This is a genomic window from Arthrobacter sp. FW306-05-C (genome assembly GCF_021801725.1).
Lineage (GTDB): Bacteria > Actinomycetota > Actinomycetes > Actinomycetales > Micrococcaceae > Arthrobacter.
The window spans coordinates 409,950-428,347 of record NZ_CP084556.1; the positions used below are offsets into that span (position 1 = coordinate 409,950).

Annotated in this window: 18 protein-coding genes; 12 read left to right on the forward strand and 6 right to left on the reverse strand. The window is 67.7% G+C overall.

Annotated features, from left to right (window positions below; genetic code table 11):
* Nucleotides 1-100: 100 nt before the first annotated feature.
* The 5 genes from LFT44_RS01995 to LFT44_RS02015 all read right to left on the reverse strand — a co-directional run bounded on the left by LFT44_RS01995 (nt 101) and on the right by LFT44_RS02015 (nt 4,142).
* A complete protein-coding gene (locus tag LFT44_RS01995) occupies nt 101-358 on the reverse strand; it encodes a hypothetical protein (protein ID WP_236800804.1) in 258 nt (85 codons plus the stop codon).
* 349 nt (nt 359-707) lie between these two features.
* Nucleotides 708-1,943 (reverse strand): YihY/virulence factor BrkB family protein, encoded by a 1,236-nt coding sequence (locus LFT44_RS02000; RefSeq protein ID WP_236800805.1) that lies wholly within the window; start codon nt 1,941-1,943, stop codon nt 708-710.
* A gap of 104 nt (nt 1,944-2,047) precedes the next feature.
* Nucleotides 2,048-2,710 carry a DUF3618 domain-containing protein gene (locus tag LFT44_RS02005; RefSeq protein WP_236800806.1) on the reverse strand — a complete coding sequence of 221 codons (663 nt, stop codon included), beginning with the start codon at nt 2,708-2,710 and terminating at the stop codon, nt 2,048-2,050.
* Complete coding sequence (locus tag LFT44_RS02010; protein ID WP_236800420.1) at nt 2,707-3,138, reverse strand: phage holin family protein; 432 nt, start codon at nt 3,136-3,138, stop codon at nt 2,707-2,709. The genes LFT44_RS02005 and LFT44_RS02010 overlap by 4 nt, the downstream gene beginning before the upstream one ends.
* Entirely contained in the window at nt 3,138-4,142 is a 1,005-nt protein-coding gene (locus tag LFT44_RS02015) for a hypothetical protein (protein WP_236800807.1), read from the reverse strand. Before LFT44_RS02015 ends, LFT44_RS02010 begins: the two co-directional genes overlap by 1 nt.
* A gap of 185 nt (nt 4,143-4,327) precedes the next feature.
* On the opposite strand from LFT44_RS02015, the gene LFT44_RS02020 reads away from it, so the two are divergent.
* The gene (locus LFT44_RS02020; protein WP_236800808.1) at nt 4,328-4,975 is read left to right on the forward strand and encodes a hypothetical protein; all 648 of its coding nucleotides are present in this window, start codon (nt 4,328-4,330) and stop codon (nt 4,973-4,975) included.
* 51 nt (nt 4,976-5,026) lie between these two features.
* Here the strand turns inward: LFT44_RS02020 and LFT44_RS02025 are convergent, their stop codons facing one another.
* Complete coding sequence (locus tag LFT44_RS02025; RefSeq protein ID WP_236800809.1) at nt 5,027-6,067, reverse strand: NAD-dependent epimerase/dehydratase family protein; 1,041 nt, start codon at nt 6,065-6,067, stop codon at nt 5,027-5,029.
* A gap of 147 nt (nt 6,068-6,214) precedes the next feature.
* Here LFT44_RS02025 and LFT44_RS02030 point away from each other — a divergent pair, with 147 nt between their 5' ends.
* From LFT44_RS02030 to LFT44_RS02080, 11 genes are all read left to right on the forward strand, one after another.
* Nucleotides 6,215-7,171 carry a sigma-70 family RNA polymerase sigma factor gene (locus LFT44_RS02030; protein WP_236800811.1) on the forward strand — a complete coding sequence of 319 codons (957 nt, stop codon included), beginning with the start codon at nt 6,215-6,217 and terminating at the stop codon, nt 7,169-7,171.
* A gap of 313 nt (nt 7,172-7,484) precedes the next feature.
* On the forward strand, nt 7,485-8,021 hold the full coding sequence (locus LFT44_RS02035; RefSeq protein WP_236800812.1) for a D-glycero-alpha-D-manno-heptose-1,7-bisphosphate 7-phosphatase: 537 nt from the start codon (nt 7,485-7,487) through the stop codon (nt 8,019-8,021).
* Nucleotides 8,021-9,109 (forward strand): glycosyltransferase family 9 protein, encoded by a 1,089-nt coding sequence (locus LFT44_RS02040; RefSeq protein WP_236800813.1) that lies wholly within the window; start codon nt 8,021-8,023, stop codon nt 9,107-9,109. Before LFT44_RS02035 ends, LFT44_RS02040 begins: the two co-directional genes overlap by 1 nt.
* Entirely contained in the window at nt 9,106-10,140 is a 1,035-nt protein-coding gene (locus LFT44_RS02045) for a glycosyltransferase (protein WP_236800814.1), read from the forward strand. The genes LFT44_RS02040 and LFT44_RS02045 overlap by 4 nt, the downstream gene beginning before the upstream one ends.
* Nucleotides 10,137-11,411, forward strand: coding sequence for a glycosyltransferase (locus LFT44_RS02050; protein ID WP_236800815.1), 1,275 nt, complete (start codon nt 10,137-10,139; stop codon nt 11,409-11,411). The genes LFT44_RS02045 and LFT44_RS02050 overlap by 4 nt, the downstream gene beginning before the upstream one ends.
* A gap of 71 nt (nt 11,412-11,482) precedes the next feature.
* Nucleotides 11,483-12,133 carry a D-sedoheptulose-7-phosphate isomerase gene (locus tag LFT44_RS02055; RefSeq protein ID WP_442863778.1) on the forward strand — a complete coding sequence of 217 codons (651 nt, stop codon included), beginning with the start codon at nt 11,483-11,485 and terminating at the stop codon, nt 12,131-12,133.
* Complete coding sequence (locus LFT44_RS02060; RefSeq protein ID WP_236800816.1) at nt 12,130-13,527, forward strand: PfkB family carbohydrate kinase; 1,398 nt, start codon at nt 12,130-12,132, stop codon at nt 13,525-13,527. Before LFT44_RS02055 ends, LFT44_RS02060 begins: the two co-directional genes overlap by 4 nt.
* Nucleotides 13,528-13,573: 46 nt before the next feature.
* Nucleotides 13,574-14,290 carry an SDR family oxidoreductase gene (locus LFT44_RS02065; protein WP_142131363.1) on the forward strand — a complete coding sequence of 239 codons (717 nt, stop codon included), beginning with the start codon at nt 13,574-13,576 and terminating at the stop codon, nt 14,288-14,290.
* 100 nt (nt 14,291-14,390) lie between these two features.
* Nucleotides 14,391-15,842, forward strand: a complete 1,452-nt coding sequence (locus LFT44_RS02070) for an aldehyde dehydrogenase family protein (RefSeq protein WP_236800817.1) — start codon at nt 14,391-14,393, stop codon at nt 15,840-15,842.
* Nucleotides 15,839-17,374 carry a D-glycero-beta-D-manno-heptose 1-phosphate adenylyltransferase gene (gene rfaE2 / locus LFT44_RS02075; RefSeq protein WP_236800818.1) on the forward strand — a complete coding sequence of 512 codons (1,536 nt, stop codon included), beginning with the start codon at nt 15,839-15,841 and terminating at the stop codon, nt 17,372-17,374. Before LFT44_RS02070 ends, rfaE2 begins: the two co-directional genes overlap by 4 nt.
* Before the next feature lie 75 nt (nt 17,375-17,449).
* A complete protein-coding gene (locus tag LFT44_RS02080; protein ID WP_236800819.1) occupies nt 17,450-18,379 on the forward strand; it encodes a spermidine synthase in 930 nt (309 codons plus the stop codon).
* Nucleotides 18,380-18,398 lie beyond the last annotated feature (19 nt).

An 18,398-nucleotide genomic window follows, 5' to 3' on the forward strand; every position in this document is an offset into this window, starting at 1 on the left:
GGAAGCCCGGATCGGGGCACGCAAAAGGGCTGTTGCCTGTAGGCAACAGCCCTTTTGCGGTCAAAAAGTCAATCTCACGACTGAATCGTCATTCCCCGGTTTAGACCAAATCGGGAGCGCTGGAAACGATGTAGTCAGCCGCGGCTGGCCCGGTCATGGAAAGGTTGTTGCTGTCGGGGTTGATACCGGCTTCGTGCATGGCCTCCCAAAGGGCGGCCGGCTCATGGAGTTCAACCTTCTGCAGGAGGCACCAACTGGTATAAAGGCCGTATAGCTCGTCGCGTCCCAGGCCCAGGCCGGGCTCCTTATCGGGGATAACTGCTTCGGCAAGAAACTGTTCAAAATGGGTAGCAGGCATGTCCGCTCATTTAAGGGTTGACCGAGATGCCGCCGTCTGCTTCAGCGGACCTGCCGGTATCCAGAGGATCCCGGCGAGGTATTCAAGAAAGTATTGCAGCTCGCTGCGATTTGTCCAGTCGAACCTGTCCAGTGCGGCCTCAAGCCATGGGAGTTTGAGGGGGCCGACGGCGACTGGGGGGACTGGCCTCGGTCTCAGAAGAGGCCATCTCACCGCCGACCCCGCTTCGCCCCGGGTTCGGTGCAACCCGGAAAACTGAACAGGACCTTCAAGATGAATTTTCCTCCATCCTGAAGGTCCTGCCTAGTCCCTCTGTTGGCCCCTTTAGCCGGGGCGTACACCTGTCCTCCTAGGCGCTTCCGCCCCTTGGGCCGCCGTCGGACCCTGTGTTGCCGGCACGGTGCTGCACCTTCTCGCGGATCCTGTCGCGGTGGCTCTCCCCGGGCCGTTGGCCGTTCTGCCCGTCGCCATCGGACTGTCCGTCCTGGTCCCCATCGGAACCGTTCTGGCCCTGCTGGCCGTTCTCGGCGGCGTACTTCTCCCGCAGGTCACGGCCGTGCTTGATGTCATCCTCGATCTGCTGCTGCAGCTTTTCGCTCTTCTTGGTGTCGCGTGGCGGCAGCTGGATGGTCTCCTCCGCCTTGATGCCGGCCTGGAGTTCGCGTCCCCGCTCCACCTCGGCGTCAAACTCTGCGCCGAACAGCAGCGACATGTTCAGGATCCAGAGCCACAGGAGCATGATGATCACGCTGCCCAGGGCTCCATAGGTCTTGTTGTAGTTTCCAAAGTTGCCAACGTAGAAGCCGAAAGCCAGCGAGGCGACCAGGAAGATCACCAGGGCGATGGCCGAGCCCATGCTCATCCAGCGGAACTTGGGCTGCTTGACGTTGGGGGTGGCGTAGTAGAGGACCGCAATGATGGCAATGATCAGGATGACCATCACCGGCCACTTGGCGATGTTCCAGACGGCGAGGAAGGCGCCGCTGAGTCCGATCAGTCCGCCCACTGCCTCGGAAACCGGGCCGCTGAGGACCAGCATGCCGGCCAGAAGCGCCACGATGACCACGGCGAGGAGGGTGACGGCAAGCATCGTGCCCCGAAGCTTAACGAACGGCCGGCCCTCATCCACCTCGTAGATCCGGTTCATGGCCCGGCCAAAACCACCCACGTAGCCTGAAGCGGACCAAAGGGCGGTGACAATGCCGATCACCAGGGTGAACCCGGCCGCCGGCGCGCTTGTCAGTTCAGTAATGGGGCCGCTGATCGTGCTGACCGTCTCTGCCGGGGCGAAGCCGCGCACGATCTCAAGCAGGGCATTGGTGGTCTTCTGGGGATCACCAAAAAGGCCAAGGAGGGAGACCAGCGCCAGCAGGGCGGGAAACAGGGAAAGGACCGCGTAGTACGTCAAACCCGCAGCCAGGTCCGGGCACTGGTCCTTGCTGAACTCGCGCAAGGTCTTCTTAGCGATGTACTTCCAGGACGGCTTGTAGAGATCCCTGGGGCTGTCGGGCTTCCTTGCGTCGTCGGGTGCCGGAGCCTGGGCCGCCTTCGCGGTACTGGTCTCGGAATCGTCGTGAGTGGCCATGGGGCGTCCTCTCAATCAGGGGGCGAAGCCAACAGGCCGACCCCGGGAGACGGTGCCGGCCTGTTGGACAGGGCTATTGCCTTTGCGGTGCCTAGCCAGGCGGGCTAGGTGTTTTGGACGTTGTCTTTGGCGTCTGTGGCGCGGTCTTTGACGTCGGTGGCGGCTTGTTGGCCTTCGGTTTTGACGTTTTGGGCGGCGTCGGTGGCGGTGGCCTTGACGTTTTCCATGGCTTCCTGGGCGGGTTCCTTCAGGTCCTGGGCGACGGTTTTGGCGGCGTCGGTGACCTGGGTTGCCAGGGGCTGGGCTGCGGTTTTGAGTTGGTCCGCGGCTTCGCGTTCTTTCTGGCTTGGCGGGATCAGGGAGGAGACCAGGAGCCCGGCGCCGAAGGCGATGAGTCCGGCGGCCAGCGGGTTGCCGGCGGTTTTGGCTTTGACCTGGTCCGGGGCGGCGCTGACGGTGTGGCCGGCGTCGGAGAGTTTGGCCGAGACGGTGTCGGTGGCCTGGTGCAGGCTGTCCCCGGCCGAGCTCATGGCGTTGCTGGTGTGTCCGGCGCCGGCGGAGGTTGTGTCGTGGACCTTGGTGGTGGCGGTGTCTGCTGCTCCCATGATTTTCTCCTTCACCCCGGTCACGGCATCGCGGACTTTGTCGGTTTGGCGGTGCACGATGTTGGACGGGGTGACTTTGTCGGCTACGGCGTCGACGTTGGTGCCCAGGCGTGCCCGGGTCGCTTCGATGTCTGCTCGGATGACGTCAGGGTTTTCGCTCATCGGTTTACCTCACCTGGTTTTAGGGTTGGGGGAATTTCTGAGAGGGTTTCGCCTGTTTGGGGCAGGCCCTTGATCTGCTTGAGTTCCTTGCGGCCGATCGAGGCCAGGACTGCGGCGATGATCGCCCAGATCACGGCGACGATCAGCGCGGCCCAGCCCAGGGCCATGACGGCGCCCAGGGCCCACATCAGGGCCAGGGAGAGGAAGAGCAGGACGAAGTGTCCGCCTACCCCGGCGCCGGCGAGCATGCCTGCGCCCTTGCCGGCCCGGGAGGTGGATTGTTTGAGTTCGGCCTTGGCCAGCTCCACTTCCTGGCGCATCAGGGTGGACAGGTCCCGGGTCACATCACCGAGCAGATCGCCCAGGGACGCGTTGTCCGCTTTCACATGCGCCGCGCTGGGCGGCGGCTCAGGAATCTGGCTACTCATCACAGACCACCCGTCTGGCCACCCCGGGTGCGGTCCTGGGTGAGGGGATCGTTCGCCATGGGATCGTCAGCAAGCGCTCGGTCCCGCAGCGGGTCGTCGGACAGCTGGTTGCCGGACCAGGGTTCCTCCACCAGTTGCGGGCTGTCGAGCCCACTGGCCGGACCGGCGGACTCGGAGTAGCCGCTGCCCGGTGCGCCGCCGTCGTAGACTGCCGTGGTGGTGGCCGGGGCGGGGAGCTGCACGGGCGGGGGAGGGACGGTTCCACCGGCAACGGGGTAGGACTGGCTGTACTGGTCCCCGTACGTGCTGCCGGAGTACTGTCCGGACAGGCCTGCGGCACTGGTGCCGGCAGACGAGGGGGAGGCCTCCGGCGCGCCTGCGGTGAGGCCGCGGGTGAGGCGTCCGGCCAGGACGCCGGCGCCTGCTGCGAGGAGCAGGAAGGTGCCGGGGCGGTTGCGGGCGAAGCGCTGGACCTCGTTCAGGAGGTCACCGGGCTCGCGGTTCTCCAGCCAGGACGCTATTGAGGAGGTGCGTTCAGCTGCCTGCCGGACCAAGTCGCTGGCCATGCCCTGCTGGTCCGGGGCGCTGGCCATGCTGTGGAGCTGGCTGGAAATGTTGCGGATGCCTTCGGCCGCTTTCTGCTGCTGTGTGCCGGCCTGGCTGGTCAGCCCCGACTTGGCCTGGTGCAGCAAATCCTGCGCATTGGACTTCGCCTCCTGCGCCACGTTCGCGGCCTCGCTCTTGGCCGTCTCCGCCACGTTCTGCGCCGATCCTTTGGCGGTCCGGGCTACGTCGGCTGCTTCTTCCTTGGCTGCATCCCTTCGGGATGAACCAGCGGCGTCCCCGGCCTGGGCGTCACTGGCCTGGGCGTAGCCGGTCTGGCTCTCGCCGGTGAGGGGAGTGGCGGTGGACGGGAAGGTGGCGGGCTCCCGCTCGCCAGGAATTCCTGTGCTGGCCGGAGGGGCCGTGTAAGCGGGATCCTCGGACCATTGGTTCTCTGTCATCTTCGCTCTCTTTCCAAGAAGGCCGGTTGTTGAATCAAGAACCAGCAATACTGGCCGTAAAATGATAAGCATGATTACTAATAAAAGGTAAGAACCCTTGCTAAGCGAGTTATAACCGTTCCAAAAATGTCAGCCGGAATGGCCATGCCTGCCCGGTCACAGCGAAGTGGAAAGTGGTGGGAAAAATGGACACAGCTCCATGGGTATGGGTGATAATTGCCGTTGTTGTGGTGGTGCTCATCGTGGTGCTGCTTCTGGCCGGAGGAAGGCGCCGGAAAGCAATGCAGGAGAAGCGGGACCAGGAGCACCGGGAAAAGGCTGCCGAGATCCGGCGCGAAGCCGAGAATATGGAAATTGATGCCCGCGAACGGGAGGCCAAGGCCATCCGGGCCCGTGCGGACGCCGAACAGGCCAAGGTTGACGCGGCGCGCCTCCAAAAAGAAGCTGAACAGCGCAGCCACGAGGCGCAGTCCCTGCGCGGCGATGTTGCCAGCCATACCCGCAAGGCGGACGAGATCGACCCCGACGCCGGAGTGGACCGCAGCCGGCGCCACGATACTCCTGCCGGCAGCGACAGGCGGTACGTGGACAATACACCTGACGGCACCGCGCATCCGAACACTGGAAATCCAGATGCCGGCCAGACGAACGCTGGACAATCGAACATCGGACAGTCCGACGTCGAGCCTGGCCGCGGCGCACACCGGGAAGCGACAGCTGCAGGTGCCAATGCGGAAATTCCTGAGGATGAATCCGGGCTGAGGCGTCAGCCTGGCCCCGGGAACACTTCCGCCGGGCGGGATGTACGGGGAGAGGAAAATCCGCGCATCTAGTCCGGCTGTCCCGGTGGTGGAATCAACCGCGGGATAGTCGCTGCGGCGTAGCTAAGGCTTGCGCGGCTTCAGGACGGGGGAAGGGGCTGCCCCTTCCCCCGTTCCCATGCCCTGGAGGAGTTCCTTGACGGCGTCGATGGAGGACACCTGCGGTTCCCACCCCAGGATGCGCCGGGCCCGGCTGGTGTCCATAATGGGTGCGCCGGCGGCCATCTCCACCCAGCCTGAATCGGTGGGCTGGATCCTTGCCCGCCACGTCAGGTCCACCACCGCGTGGAGCAGCCGCATGGGGATGGGCAATATTCTCTTCGCCCCGAGGATGCGGGCCAGTTCCTGGGGATTCAGGACGGGCTCTGCGGCGATGTTGAAGGCGCCACTGGCCCGCTGGTCCACGGCCCGCCAGTAAGCCTCTGCGACGTCGTCCGCATGAACTGCCTGGAAAACCAGGTTGTCCGGGGCCGGCAGCAGCGGGAGCCAAGGTTTCCGCGGGACGAGCCGCGGAAAAATGTGCCCAAGGAAGTACCTGCCGATCTCACTTCCCGCCCGGCCCTGGAAAATGAGGCCCGGCCGGAGCCGGGCCACCGAAACGTCCGGATGTGCGGCGGCGAATTCATCCAGCAGTTTTTCCTGCTCGGCTTTGTGCCGGCTGTAGTGGGAGCCTGCCATTCCGGTTGCCGGCCAGCACTCGTCCCTGCGCGGCTCCTTGCTTGACTTGCTGTAGGCGCCCACGGAGGACGCGCAGACAACCTGCTTCACGCCTGCCCTGCCGGCAGCTTCCAGCGCGTTCTTCGTGCCGGTGACATTGGTCCGGTGCAGGAGGTCCAGGTTGTGGTTCGGCTGGATTTGCCACGCCAGGTGGACCACTGCGTCAACGCCCGCGAGGGCCTTTTCCAGCTTCTGCCCGTCCTGCTCCAGGCCCACGTCCAGGGTGTGCCACTCCACGCCGGCGTAGGGCGCCAGTGAGGTGTCGGGGAGCCTGCGGCTGATGCCCACAAGCTGCAGGCTGCCGGGCTTCCGGGCGAGTTGGCCCTGCAGGTTGCGCAGCAGTGCTGTTCCGGCGTTTCCGCTTGCTCCGGTGATGGCGATGCGCATGGCAAAACTCCTTGGCGGGTTGGTCCGGTCGCCGCTTATATTCCGAGCCTACAGCGGAGAAGGATTGTTTTATAAGCAACCTTATGATTTGCTGCTTCTAAGTCTTGCCGCAGGCTTTCGGAACCAGACCGAGGGAAACCAACACTCATGCCCGAATCCTTTGCCGCACTTGCCATGGATGCTGCGCCTGTCCATCGCCAACAGCCGGAACCGGCACAACAACCAAGTCCTCCCGCCACTTCAGGGCGGCTGCGGGAGACATTCGAAAACGACCTGGTCCTGCGCTACCTGGACCTCGCCGAAGCCCTCGCTGCCCGGTTTGAAGCCCGCGGAAGGGAACGCGCAGACCTGAACCAGGTGGCCTACCTGGGCCTGGTGAAAGCGGCCCGCGGCTTTGACCAGGCCAAGGGCGAAAGTTTCCCCGCCTATGCCGCTCCCACCATCACGGGGGAACTCAAGAGGTACCTCCGGGACCGGACGTGGGTTGTTCGCCCGCCGCGCCATATCCAGGACCTGAGGACCCGGCTGTTCCGGGCGGAGCCCGAGCTGACCCAGTCGTTGGGCCGGAACCCCAGCGTTGCGGAACTGGCCGGCGAGCTGGGGACTGATCCCGCGGAAGTGCAGGAAGCGATTTCGGCGTCGAGCAGCATGCATCCGGATTCCCTGGACGCGGTGAACCCGAACTCCGACGCACCCTCCATCGGAGAAGTGCTGGCATGCCCGGACACGCCACTCGAGCGGCTTGAGGAACTGGCATGCCTGCGGGACGCCATGCAGGACCTGGACGACTCGGACCGCGAGCTTTTGTACCGGCGCTACTTCTGCGAGGAAACGCAGGTGCAGCTGGGGAAGCGGTTGGGGATGTCCCAGATGCAGGTATCCCGACGCCTGGCGAAGGTGCTGGTGGAATTGCAGCGGCGCTTGGAGACAAGCGCCCAGTTCTCCCGGGCTGAGGACATGGCCGGCAATGGAACCTCAACCCACGCCGGGCAAGCCGGCGGTATGGGCAGTCCGGTTGCGCCGTTCCGCCAGGCCCGGAACGCAGGGCACCAGGGCGTTGCCCGCACTGGCGGCCGCCGCCTTGGCGGCACGCGGACCCGGTAGCAGGGGATTAGGTAGCAGGAGTCCCCCCAGCTCGCCCTCGGGAGTGTGGCGACGGCGGAATTTCCGGCGACAGTGCAGTTTCTGAGGACAGTGCAGTTTCTGGGGACAGAGCAGCTTGTTGCGACGGCGCTAGGCCGTTTCGAAGGCGCCGGTGCGGGCCTGGGCGGAAAGGCTGGAAAGAGCCCTGAAAGGAGCAACTGCAGCGGCCCCGCCCCCTATCTTGCCTGTTCAAACGGGTATCAGAACAAGCCTCTGCAGCCGAAAAAGCCTGCGGCGCTGTTTAGGAGCAGGAGCAGGAGGGAACAGGTTGTTTATGGGAAGCTCTGAAACCTCCAAGCTCCGGGCTGTCCTGTTCGACCGGGACGGGACCCTGGTGGTCGATGTGCCCTACAACGGGGACCCCGGCAAAGTACGGCCCATGGCCGGCGCCAAGGCTGTGCTGGACAGCCTGCGGGCGGACGGCATTGCCACCGGCGTGATCAGCAACCAGTCGGGCATTGCCCGCGGGCTGATTACGGCCGAGGACGTGGCAAAGGTCAATGCACGCGTGGAAGAACTGCTGGGACCGTTCGACGTGTGGGAGGTCTGTCCGCATGCCGAACAGGATGGCTGCGACTGCCGCAAACCTGCTCCCGGGATGGTGCACAGCGCCTGCCGCAAACTTGGTATCACAGAATCCGAAGCCGCCCTGATCGGGGACATCGGTGCCGACGTGGGTGCCGCGGAAGCGGCAGGGGCCACCGGAGTACTGGTGCCCACCCCCGTGACACGCGTCGAAGAGGTAGCCGCTGCGCGGCTGGTCGCCCCTGATCTTGCCTCCGCCGTCGGACTGCTGCAGGGGACCGCCTGATGGGGCGCGTCCTGGTGGCCCGGCTGGACAGCATGGGCGACGTCCTGCTGGCCGGTCCCGCTGTCCGGGCAGTGGCAAACGGGCGGGCACAGTACGGCGGCAGCACCAACCACGTGGTCATGCTGTGCGGCCGGCAGGGTGAAGCTGCGGCCGCGATGCTCCCCGGGGCCGCAGAGGTCTACAGCTGGGACAGCCCCTGGATCATGAACCCGGCGCCCAGGATGACCGGCCCGCATGCCGACCGGCTGATCGAATATGTCCGCAATTCCCGGATCACCGAAGCCGTCATCCTTACGTCCTTCCACCAGTCACCGTTGCCGCTGGCGCTGTTGCTTCGGCTGGCCGGAGTGGAGCGCATCACGGGGGCCTCAACTGACTACGCAGGTTCACTGCTGGACGTACGCCTCAAGCCCGGTGAGGACTTTCCGGAAGACCAACCCGAGGCGGAACGGGCGCTGGGCATTGCCGAGGCCGCCGGTTTCCGGCTGCCAGCCGGGGACGACGGGAAGCTGCACGTCGACTCCGTCCCCGACGTAACCGACCTGGTAGGCGACGAGCCCTACGTTGTGGTCCACCCCGGAGCGGCCGTCCCCGCAAGGGCGTGGCCCCCGCTGCACCATGCAGCCGCCGTCGAACTCCTCCAGGGCGCTGGGTACCGCGTGGTGGTGACCGGGGGCCCGGCGGAAAAGTCATTGACCGCCACGGTGGCCGGCCCCTCGGCCCTGGACCTGGGCGGACGCACCGATCTTTCCACTATGGCTGGCGTGATGGCCGGCGCCGATGCCGTGGTCAGCGGCAACACCGGGCCTGCCCACCTGGCAGCTGCGGTGGGAACCCCCGTGGCATGCCTGTTTTCCCCCGTGGTCCCGGCCATCCGCTGGGCGCCCTACGGCGTGCCCCTGGAACTCCTCGGGGACCAGAACGCCCCCTGCCGCATGTCCCGCGCCCGGGTTTGCCCCGTCCTCGGCCACCCCTGCCTCGACTCGGTCCCGCCGGAAGAAGTGGTGGCCGCGGTGGAGCGCCTGATCAGCGGGGTGAGCTCCTTCAGCACCCATGTGAGTACCCGTAGAAAGGCCCGCAACAGATGAGAATCCTGCTCTGGCATGTTCACGGTTCCTGGACGGACGCGTTTGTCCGCGGCCGTCATGAGTACCTGCTCCCCGTCCTGCCCGAACGTGGGGCCTGGGGACTGGGCCGCGCCGGGAGGGACTGGCCGGACTCCGCGCGGGAGGTGGATCTGGCGACGCTCGACGCCGACGCCGTGGACGCCGTCGTCCTCCAGCGGCCCGAAGAGATCGACGAAGTGGTCCGCACGCTGGGGCGCATGCCCGGCGTCGACCTTCCGGCCGTGTTCGTCGAACACAACACCCCCAAGGGCAACTTCCCGAACATCAGCCATCCGCTCGCTGGCCAAAACAGCATCCCCGTTGTCCACGTGACCCATTTCAACCGGTTGGCCTGGGACAACGGCTCCGCTCCCACCACCGTGATCGAGCACGGCATCCCCGACCCGGGGCAGCTCTACACCGGCGAGCTGCCCGAACTGGGCGTCGTGATCAACGAACCCGTCCGCCGCGGCCGCGTTACTGGTACGGACCTGTTGCCCGCCTTTGCCTCTGTGGCACCGCTGCAGGTGTTCGGCATGAAGACGGACGGCCTGGCCGAAGCCACCGGAATCGAACCTTCACTGCTGACAGCCCGGGGCGACCTGAAAACCGTTGAGCTGCACCGGGAACTGGCCCGCTGCCGGGTCTACGTCCATCCGATGCGCTGGACCTCGCTGGGCCTGTCCCTCCTGGAAGCCATGCATCTGGGCATGCCGGTGGTGGTGCTGGCGGCCACGGAGGCCCCCCGGGCGGTGCCGCAGGAAGCCGGCATTGTTTCCGCGGACGTCGACGAACTGCTCCGCTGCGCAGCGCGGCTGGTTGCCAATCCGGATGAAGCCCGACGGCGGGGACTTGCCGCCCGTGAGGCGGCGCTGGAGCGTTACGGCCTGGGCAAGTTCCAGGACCGCTGGGATGAGCTCCTGGCGGACCTGCGGACCCGGCCCCGGCACTCCGACAACGGACGTCCGGACGAGCGGATCCTCGTTCCGGCGCGGGAGAGGAAGACCCCATGAAGATCGCCATGATTTCCGAGCACGCCAGTCCGCTGGCGGCACTTGGCGGGGTGGACGCCGGCGGGCAGAACGTGCACGTTGCCGCGCTGTCGGAAGCCCTTGCCAAGCGTGGCCACCACGTCACCGTCTATACGCGCAGGGACGCAACGGAGCTCCCCGGGAGGGTGCGGGTGGGACGGCGCCTCGAGGTGGTCCACGTCGACGCCGGCCCTGCCCGGCACGTGCCCAAGGACGAGCTGCTGCCCTACATGGGTGAACTCGCTGACGGTGTGGCGGCCGACTGGGGCCAGCGGCCGCCGGACGTGGTGCACGGGCACTTCTGGATGTCCGGCCTTGCCGCCCTCGACGCGGCCCGCCGGCCGGACACCAATTACCGGGTGCCAATGCTGCAGACCTTCCACGCGCTGGGAACCGTCAAGCGCAGGCACCAGGGTGCCGAGGACACCAGCCCCGAGGCGCGCCGCTGGCTGGAACCAGGGGTGGGCCGCTCTGCGGACCGCATCATCGCCACCTGTTCGGACGAGGTTTTCGAGCTCAAGGCCATGGGCATCGCCACCGGCAAGATCTCCATCGCGCCCTGCGGCGTGGATCTTGGCTTCTTCTCACCGGAGGGTCCGGCCGCCGCGCGCAAGCGCCGCTACCGGATCCTGTCCGTAGGGCGGCTGGTGCCCCGCAAGGGCGTGGACCTGGTCATCCGTTCGCTCCCGTACCTCAAGGCGGCCGGATTCGAGGAGGTCGAACTCCTGATCGTGGGCGGCGGCGACTCGAACGGGATGCACGCCGACCCGGAAATCCGCCGCCTCATGGACCTTGCGGCCCAGTTGGGCGTATCCGAGCAGGTAACGCTGCAGGGCCAGGTGTCCCGGGCTGAAATGCCCAGCATCTTCCGCAGCGCCGACGCAGTGGTGTGCGCACCCTGGTACGAGCCCTTCGGCATCGTCCCGCTGGAGGCCATGGCCTGCGGTGTGCCCGTGGTGGCAGCCGCGGTGGGCGGTCTCCGGGACACGGTGGTGGACCATGCCACGGGCCTGCATGTGCCGCCCAAGGACCCTGAAGCCATTGCGTCGGCCCTGTCGCTGCTTCTGGAAAACCCCGGCCTCAGGGCCAGGCTCGGCCAGGCCGGCGAGCGGCGCGCCCGCACCCGCTACTCGTGGGACCGCGTGGCCGCGGAAACCGAAAAGGCCTACCAGTTGGCCGTGGCCGGCCTCCAAAAAAGCGCCCAGGCTGGCGCTCCGGCCGGCGTCGTACCGATGGAAGGAGCCGCACTGTGACTGCCGAATCGACCCTGCGCGAATCGAACCTGCGCGAAGCGGACCTGCGCACCCTGGTCGCCTCACCGCCACTGCCTGCCGTGCTCCCGGGCGCCACGTTCGTTGACCCGGCCAGTGCGGACGCGGTCCGCGCCCACCTGGACAACGTGGTCCCGGCGCTGGAATCGCTGCGCAGCCAGTCCGGGCGGCTTGCCGCCTGGGGTGTGGAGTTGGCCCAGCGCCTGCTCCGCGGGCAGCGGCTCCTGGCGGCAGGAAACGGCGGCTCAGCGGCGGAAGCCCAGCACCTGACCGCCGAACTGGTGGGCCGGTTCGACACCGAGCGGGTGCCCTTCTCCGCCATTTCGCTGCACTCGGAGTCCTCCGCCGTCACCGCAATCGCCAACGATTACGGGTACGACGAGGTCTTCTCCCGGCAGGTGCGGGCGCACGGCCGCTCCGGCGACGTGCTGATGCTGCTGTCCACCAGCGGCAAGAGCCCCAACCTGCTCCGCGCGGCGGAAGCTGCGTCCCGCCTGAACGTGACCACCTGGGCACTCACCGGCTCCGGACCCAACCCGCTGTCCGATGCCTGCGATGAGGCCGTCATGGTCGACGCCCTGAACGCCAACGCCCAGGAAGGGCACCTGATCGCGCTCCACGCCGTCTGCCGTGCCTTCGACCTTGAGGTTGCCCGGCACACTCCGTCCCTGGGCGCCGGGCAGGCAAAAGGAGGCCCGCGATGAGGATCGTTGTGGTGGGCGACGTGATGCTCGACGTCGACCTTTCCGGTGAAGCAACCCGGCTCAGCCCTGACGCGCCGGTTCCCGTGGTGGACGTTTCGGGCGTTCGCCGCCGAGCCGGAGGCGCGGGTCTGGTGGCGCGCATGCTCGCGCAGGACGGCTGGCCTGTCACCTTGGTGACAGTCCTGGGGGATGACGACGCCGGCAACCAGCTCCGTGCGCACCTCGCCGGGGTGCGGCTCGTGGCGGGGGCGAGCGGCTACCCCTCGCCGGTCAAGACCCGCGTGCGGGCGGGGTCCCATGCGGTGGTCCGTTTCGACCAGGGCTGCGAAAAGACACCGGTCCCCGACGTCAGCCCCGCCATGCTCCGTGCAGTGGAGAAAGCCGGCGTGGTCATCGTTGCCGACTACGGCAGGGGACTGGCGGCCAACCAACAGCTGCGGGACGTGCTCGCACGGCTTGCCGGCGAGGTGCCCATCATCTGGGATCCGCACCCCTCCGGGCCCGAACCCGTGCCGGGCGTCGCCGTCGTGACGCCGAACATTTCCGAAGCCACCAAGGCAGTGCAGTCCGGAGCCGGCAACCTTACCGACCGGGATGACCCTGCGGCCGCCGTTGCGGAGGTCCTGCTGGAGCGTTGGCGCAGCCAGGCCGTCCTGGTGACGAAGGGCGAGGAGGGGGCCGTCCTGCTGCAGCAGGGGGAGGCCACTTCCCGCACCGTTCCCGCGCCGCGGGTGGAAGCGGGCGATCCCTGCGGCGCCGGCGACCGCCTGGCCGCAAGCCTTGCGGTGCACCTCCTGGCCGGCCGCGACCTGCCGGAGGCAGCGGCCCTGGCTGTCCATGACGCCGCGGATTTCCTGGCTGCCGGCGGGGTGGCGGCACTGCCGGAGACCAGTGAGACCGGTGATGCCGCGGGTCCGCGCCCCGCGCCGGCCCGGCGGACCACGGAGCCGCTGCTGCTGGCCCGCTCGGTGCGCGAAAGCGGTGGAAAGGTGGTGGCCACCGGCGGCTGCTTCGACCTGATCCACGCAGGCCACATCCGGTCCCTCACGGCAGCCCGGGAACTGGGCGACTGCCTGATCGTATGCCTGAACTCCGATGATTCCGTGCGGCGGCTCAAAGGCCCCGAGCGGCCCATCATCGGCCAGCACGACAGGGCGGAACTGCTCCTGGCCATGGAATGCGTGGACGCGGTGATGGTCTTCGACGAGGACACCCCCGAGGCCGTCCTGGACCGGCTCCGCCCCGATATCTGGGTCAAGGGCGACGACTACAAGGGCGCCCGCCTCCCCGAATCGGACCTGGTGGAAAGCTGGGGCGGACGCTGCCTGACCGTGCCCTTCCACCCCGCCCGCTCCACCACAGGCCTGGCGGACGCACTCGCCAAGGTCAGCTGATCCTGCTTACCCCTTCAAACTTGTTTTCCCCATTGAAAGGAACACCATGACTGCAGAACCTACTGCAACTGCCTCCACCACGCCCGGCCGCGTCCTGGTGACGGGAGGTGCCTCCGGACTGGGCGCCGCCGTCGTCGAAGCCGTCCTTCGCTCAGGCGGCACTCCGGTGGTCCTGGACCGCGACATCAGCAGCGTCTCCGGCGTGAAGGCCTTCGAAGTGGACGTGGCCGACCGCGCCGCCGTGGAGCACGCCGTCCGCGAAGCCGCGGAAACCCTGGGCGGCCTGGACGCGGTGGTTACCGCGGCCGGGATCGACCGCTGCGGCAAGCTGGCCGACGTCGAAGCCACCGAGTGGGAGAAGGTCATCGGGGTCAACCTGATGGGCACCGTTTCCACCGTGCGCGCGGCCCTGCCCTACCTCAAGGAAACCCACGGCCGGGTAGTCACCGTGGCCTCCACCCTGGGCAAGCGCGCCGTGGCCGACGCCACCGCCTACTGCGCGTCCAAGTTCGGCGTTGTGGGCTTCAGCCACGCGCTGGCCGCGGAAACCGGCGGCGAAATCGGCGTGACCACCATGATTCCCGGCGGCATGAAGACGCGCTTTTTCGATGACCGGACGGAGCAGTACAAGCCGCAGGATGACTCCCGGCTCAACGACCCCGCCAACACGGCCCAAGCCATTCTGTTCGCCCTCAACCAGCCCACGGGCTGCGAAGTCCGCGAAATGCTGATCTGCCACGAGGAAGAAGGTTCCTGGCCCTAAACCGGAACCGGCTACACCACCGGCTGCGGCCACACCTCGCGTGGCCGCAGCAGGACCACCAGCAGCAACACACCCAGCACCGAAAGGCGGGAGGAACACCATGCCCACCACAGCCATCGAAACAACCGCAGGCAATGAAACAACCCGGGGCGCCGGCGTCACCATCCAGGACCCGCGAACCGGAGAGGTGCTTTGGACGGTGCCTGAAGCGGGACCGGACGCAGTCAACGATGCCGTGAGCGTGGCCCGCAGGGCTGCGCCCGGCTGGGCAGGAACCGCCCCCGCCGAACGCGGCGCCGCCCTCCGGGCCGCAGCCAGGGCGCTCGAGGCAGCTGCGGAGGAGCTCGCCGGCCTGAACGCGAGCGAAACCGGACGGCCGGAGGCCGAGGCGCTGGCAGGCATTGCAGCCGGTGTCTCCACCCTGGAGCAGTATGCGGAACTGGGCCCGGTCCAGCGGGGCCACAGCCTCCGCGGCAGCCGTTCAGCCACGGACTACACCGTTGCCGAACCGCGCGGAGTGGCGGTGCTGCTGACACCATGGAACGACCCCGTAGCCGTAGCCTGCGGACTGATCGGCGCAGCGCTGGTCACGGGCAACACGGTGATCCACAAACCCAGTGAGCGCTGCCCCCGCCTGGGGGAGGCGCTGGGCGAGGTCCTGGCCCCAGCCTTCCCCGCGGGCGTCTTCCTGACTATCTCCGGCGGGGCCGGAGTGGGTGCGGCCCTGTCCCAGGCGGAAGTGGACGTGATTGCCCACGTGGGATCCAGCGCGTCTGGGTCCCGGATTGCCCGGGCGGGCGCCCTCACGGGTGCCCACGTCATCAGGGAAAACGGCGGCAACGACCCCCTGCTGGTGGACCGCGACGTGGACCCCGCATGGGCCGCCGGGCAGGCCGCGATCGGCGCGTTCGCCAACAGCGGGCAGATCTGCACCTCTGTGGAACGGATCTACGTCCACCGCGACATCGCCAAGGAATTCTGCAGTGCCCTGGAGGCAGAGGCGGCGCTCCGGAACAGCAACGGGACGGTGGCGCCACTGGTGGACCTGCGGATGCGGGATGCCGTCCACGCCCACGTTGCCGATGCCCTGGCGCAGGGCGCGCGGGCGGTTGAAGGCGGTGCGGTGCCGGACGGGCCGGGCTCGTTCTACCCCGCCACCGTCCTGCTCGACTGCACGGACGGGATGCAGGTGATGACGGAGGAAACGTTCGGTCCGGTTGCCCCGGTGCAGGTGGTGGACACGTTCGACGACGGCCTGCGGCTGGCGTGCAGCGGCAAGTACGGCCTGGCCGCCACCGTCCTGAGCAGCAACATCGCGCACATCCAGCAGGCAGTGGCCGCGCTGCCGGTGGGCACCGTAAAGATCAATGCCGTCTTTGGCGGCGCCCCCGGAGGCGCGGCCCAGCCCCGCGGTGAGAGCGGTGCGGGGTTCGGCTACGGGCCCGAACTGCTGGACGAGTTCACCCAGGTCAAGGTGGTGCATATCGAAGCTCCGCCGGCGCCGGCAGGCTCCGGAGCCGGTTCCGTCCCCGAGGAACAGGACCTGCCATGAGCGCGTCCCCGGAACCTGTGGATCTCTCCACCCAGCGGGCATTGTCCAACTGGCTGCCGGGGCGCCTGGCCGCGGAGCAGCCGTCGATCCTGGTGATCGGCGACGTCATGCTGGACGGCTGGTGGAGCGGCAGTATTGAACGGCTCTGCCGGGAAGCCCCCGCGCCGGTGGTGGACATCCAGACCCGCGAATCGGTCCCGGGCGGGGCGGCAAACACCGCCATGAACCTGGCCGCCTTGGGTGCGAAAGTCTCCGTTGCGGGGATCGTCGGCGCCGACGACGCCGGCGAGGACCTGCGGGGGCAGCTTGCCGCCGCGGGCATCGATGTCCAGCACCTGCTCACGCACCCGGACATGGTCACCACCACCAAGATCCGGATCAGCAGCGGGGGGCAGGTGATGCTGCGCCTCGACGACTCAGCCCGGACTGTCCCCGCTGAAGCCCTCGCTGCGCTCACCGCGTCGGTGGGTGCCGCCGTCGAACGCCAGGATGCTGTCCTGGTATGTGACTACGGAACCGGCGTGGTGGCGGACCCCGTCCGCACCGCACTGGCCGATGCCCTGGGCAGCGGCACTGCCGGGACTGACCGTCCCCTGGTGGTGGTGGACGCTCACGACCCCCGCCCGTGGGCAGCCCTGCAGCCTGATCTGGTGACCCCGAATGCGCAGGAGACCGCGCAGCTGCTGGACCGGAAACTGCCGGAAGGCCAGGAACGGGTTGACGCGGTGGGCGCGGAGGCGGCGGCATTGCTGCAGGGCACTGGGGCGCGCGCCGTGGTGGTCACCCTGGACCGGGACGGCACCGTGCTGTTGACGTCCGACGGCGTGCGGCACCGAACGTGGGCACGGCCGGCAGCGGAGAAACAGGCATCCGGGGCGGGCGATACCTTCGTGGCGGCCCTGACGTTGGCCCGCGCGGCCGGGCTGCCGCTGACCGCCAGCCTGGACCTGGCCCAGTCGGCCGCCGACGTGGTGGTCCACCAGCCCGGTACATCCGTATGCAGCACCGCCCAGCTCAGCCGGTACCTGGAGGCCTTCGCGGACACTGCTTTGACCGAAGAGGAACTGGAGCGGCAGATGGAGCTGCACCGGGCCCAGGGCCAGCGGATCGTGCTGACCAACGGCTGCTTTGACGTGCTCCACAGCGGCCACACCCGCTACCTGAACCAGGCCAAACAGCTGGGTGACGTCCTGGTGGTGGCACTGAACAGCGACGACTCCGTGCGCCGGCTCAAGGGTGCCGGCCGGCCCATCAACAACATGGTGGACCGGGCAGCGGTGGTGGCGGCCCTTAGCTGCGTCGATTACGTCACCGTGTTCGACACCCCCACGGCCACACCGCTGATCCGCAGGCTCCGGCCCGAGGTGTACGCGAAGGGCGGGGACTACACACCGGAAATGCTGGAGGAAACCCCGGCGGTGGAGGAATACGGGGGACGCGTTGCCATCCTGGACTACGTGGCCGAGCGGTCCACCACGGCCGTGGTAAACCGGATCCGGGACGGCAAGGGGGCGGCCAGCCCGGTCAACTAGGGTCCGGTCAAGCAGGGACTGGGCGGCCGGCCCGGTCAACTAGGGTTGAGGCATGACTGGAGCGGGGCACGGGTAATGGGCAAACGCGGAAAGTCAGGCGCCCGGGGCCGGCCCGCGCCGGGTGTGGTGGAGGTGCCCAAGGGTGCCGCCCCGACTGGACCGGTGGAGGGTGTCTACTACATTGACACCGGTGACTGCGAGCTCGTGGCGGACCAGGACAACTCCACCGGCTGGCTCCTGAAGATCAACGGTGTCATGAGCTCGCACATCGACCTGGCAGATCCGCTGTTCCTGGACTTCGAGTACATGCGGTGGATGGCGGCGCTCATCGAGTCCCGGTGGCCGCCGTCGTCCTCCGCCGGTTCATCTGCTGGAGGCGCTCACAAACTCCGTGGGCTGCACCTGGGCGGCGGGGCCTGCTCCATGGCGCGCTACTTCTCCGCCGCCTACCCCGATGCCCGGCAGGTGGTGGTGGAACTGGATGGGAAGCTGGCCGAATACGTGCGCGGCTGGTTCGACCTTCCCAAGGCGCCCTTGCTGCGGATCCGCGTGGGGGAGGCCCGCGCCGTGACCGAAACCCTCACCGCCCAGACCCGTGACTTCATCATCCGGGACGTGTTCGCCGGCGCCCATACCCCGCGCCCGCTGACCACCGCCGAGTTCACCGCCCACGCCAAGCGGGTCCTGGCACCCGACGGCCTGTACGTGGCCAACTCCGGCGATGCCCCGGACCTCAAGAACGCACGGGAGGATGCCGCCACCATCGCGGCAGCCTTCAAGCACACCGTGATCATCGCCGACCCCGCCATGCTCAAAGGCCGGCGCTACGGGAACATGGTGATGGCAGGCAGCGACGTGCCCTTTGGCGACGACCCCCAGCTGCGCCGCCGGCTCCTGGGCGGTGCCGTCCCTGCGCACCTCTGGGACGATGCGCAGGTCCGGGCCTTCGCCGCCGGCGCGCCGGTCCGCCACGACCCCGACCCACCCCCATCGATTGCTGGGTAATTGTCGTTTTGGACCCTGA

Bases quoted from the DNA above. Each gene is read 5' to 3' on its own strand.
- LFT44_RS01995 (WP_236800804.1), bottom strand. From the start codon at position 358: ATGCCTGCTACCCATTTTGAACAGTTTCTTGCCGAAGCAGTTATCCCC.
- LFT44_RS02000 (WP_236800805.1), bottom strand. From the start codon at position 1,943: ATGGCCACTCACGACGATTCCGAGACCAGTACCGCGAAGGCGGCCCAG.
- LFT44_RS02005 (WP_236800806.1), bottom strand. From the start codon at position 2,710: ATGAGCGAAAACCCTGACGTCATCCGAGCAGACATCGAAGCGACCCGG.
- LFT44_RS02010 (WP_236800420.1), bottom strand. From the start codon at position 3,138: ATGAGTAGCCAGATTCCTGAGCCGCCGCCCAGCGCGGCGCATGTGAAA.
- LFT44_RS02015 (WP_236800807.1), bottom strand. From the start codon at position 4,142: ATGACAGAGAACCAATGGTCCGAGGATCCCGCTTACACGGCCCCTCCG.
- LFT44_RS02020 (WP_236800808.1), top strand. From the start codon at position 4,328: ATGGACACAGCTCCATGGGTATGGGTGATAATTGCCGTTGTTGTGGTG.
- LFT44_RS02025 (WP_236800809.1), bottom strand. From the start codon at position 6,067: ATGCGCATCGCCATCACCGGAGCAAGCGGAAACGCCGGAACAGCACTG.
- LFT44_RS02030 (WP_236800811.1), top strand. From the start codon at position 6,215: ATGCCCGAATCCTTTGCCGCACTTGCCATGGATGCTGCGCCTGTCCAT.
- LFT44_RS02035 (WP_236800812.1), top strand. From the start codon at position 7,485: ATGGGAAGCTCTGAAACCTCCAAGCTCCGGGCTGTCCTGTTCGACCGG.
- LFT44_RS02040 (WP_236800813.1), top strand. From the start codon at position 8,021: ATGGGGCGCGTCCTGGTGGCCCGGCTGGACAGCATGGGCGACGTCCTG.
- LFT44_RS02045 (WP_236800814.1), top strand. From the start codon at position 9,106: ATGAGAATCCTGCTCTGGCATGTTCACGGTTCCTGGACGGACGCGTTT.
- LFT44_RS02050 (WP_236800815.1), top strand. From the start codon at position 10,137: ATGAAGATCGCCATGATTTCCGAGCACGCCAGTCCGCTGGCGGCACTT.
- LFT44_RS02060 (WP_236800816.1), top strand. From the start codon at position 12,130: ATGAGGATCGTTGTGGTGGGCGACGTGATGCTCGACGTCGACCTTTCC.
- LFT44_RS02065 (WP_142131363.1), top strand. From the start codon at position 13,574: ATGACTGCAGAACCTACTGCAACTGCCTCCACCACGCCCGGCCGCGTC.
- LFT44_RS02070 (WP_236800817.1), top strand. From the start codon at position 14,391: ATGCCCACCACAGCCATCGAAACAACCGCAGGCAATGAAACAACCCGG.
- rfaE2 (WP_236800818.1), top strand. From the start codon at position 15,839: ATGAGCGCGTCCCCGGAACCTGTGGATCTCTCCACCCAGCGGGCATTG.
- LFT44_RS02080 (WP_236800819.1), top strand. From the start codon at position 17,450: ATGGGCAAACGCGGAAAGTCAGGCGCCCGGGGCCGGCCCGCGCCGGGT.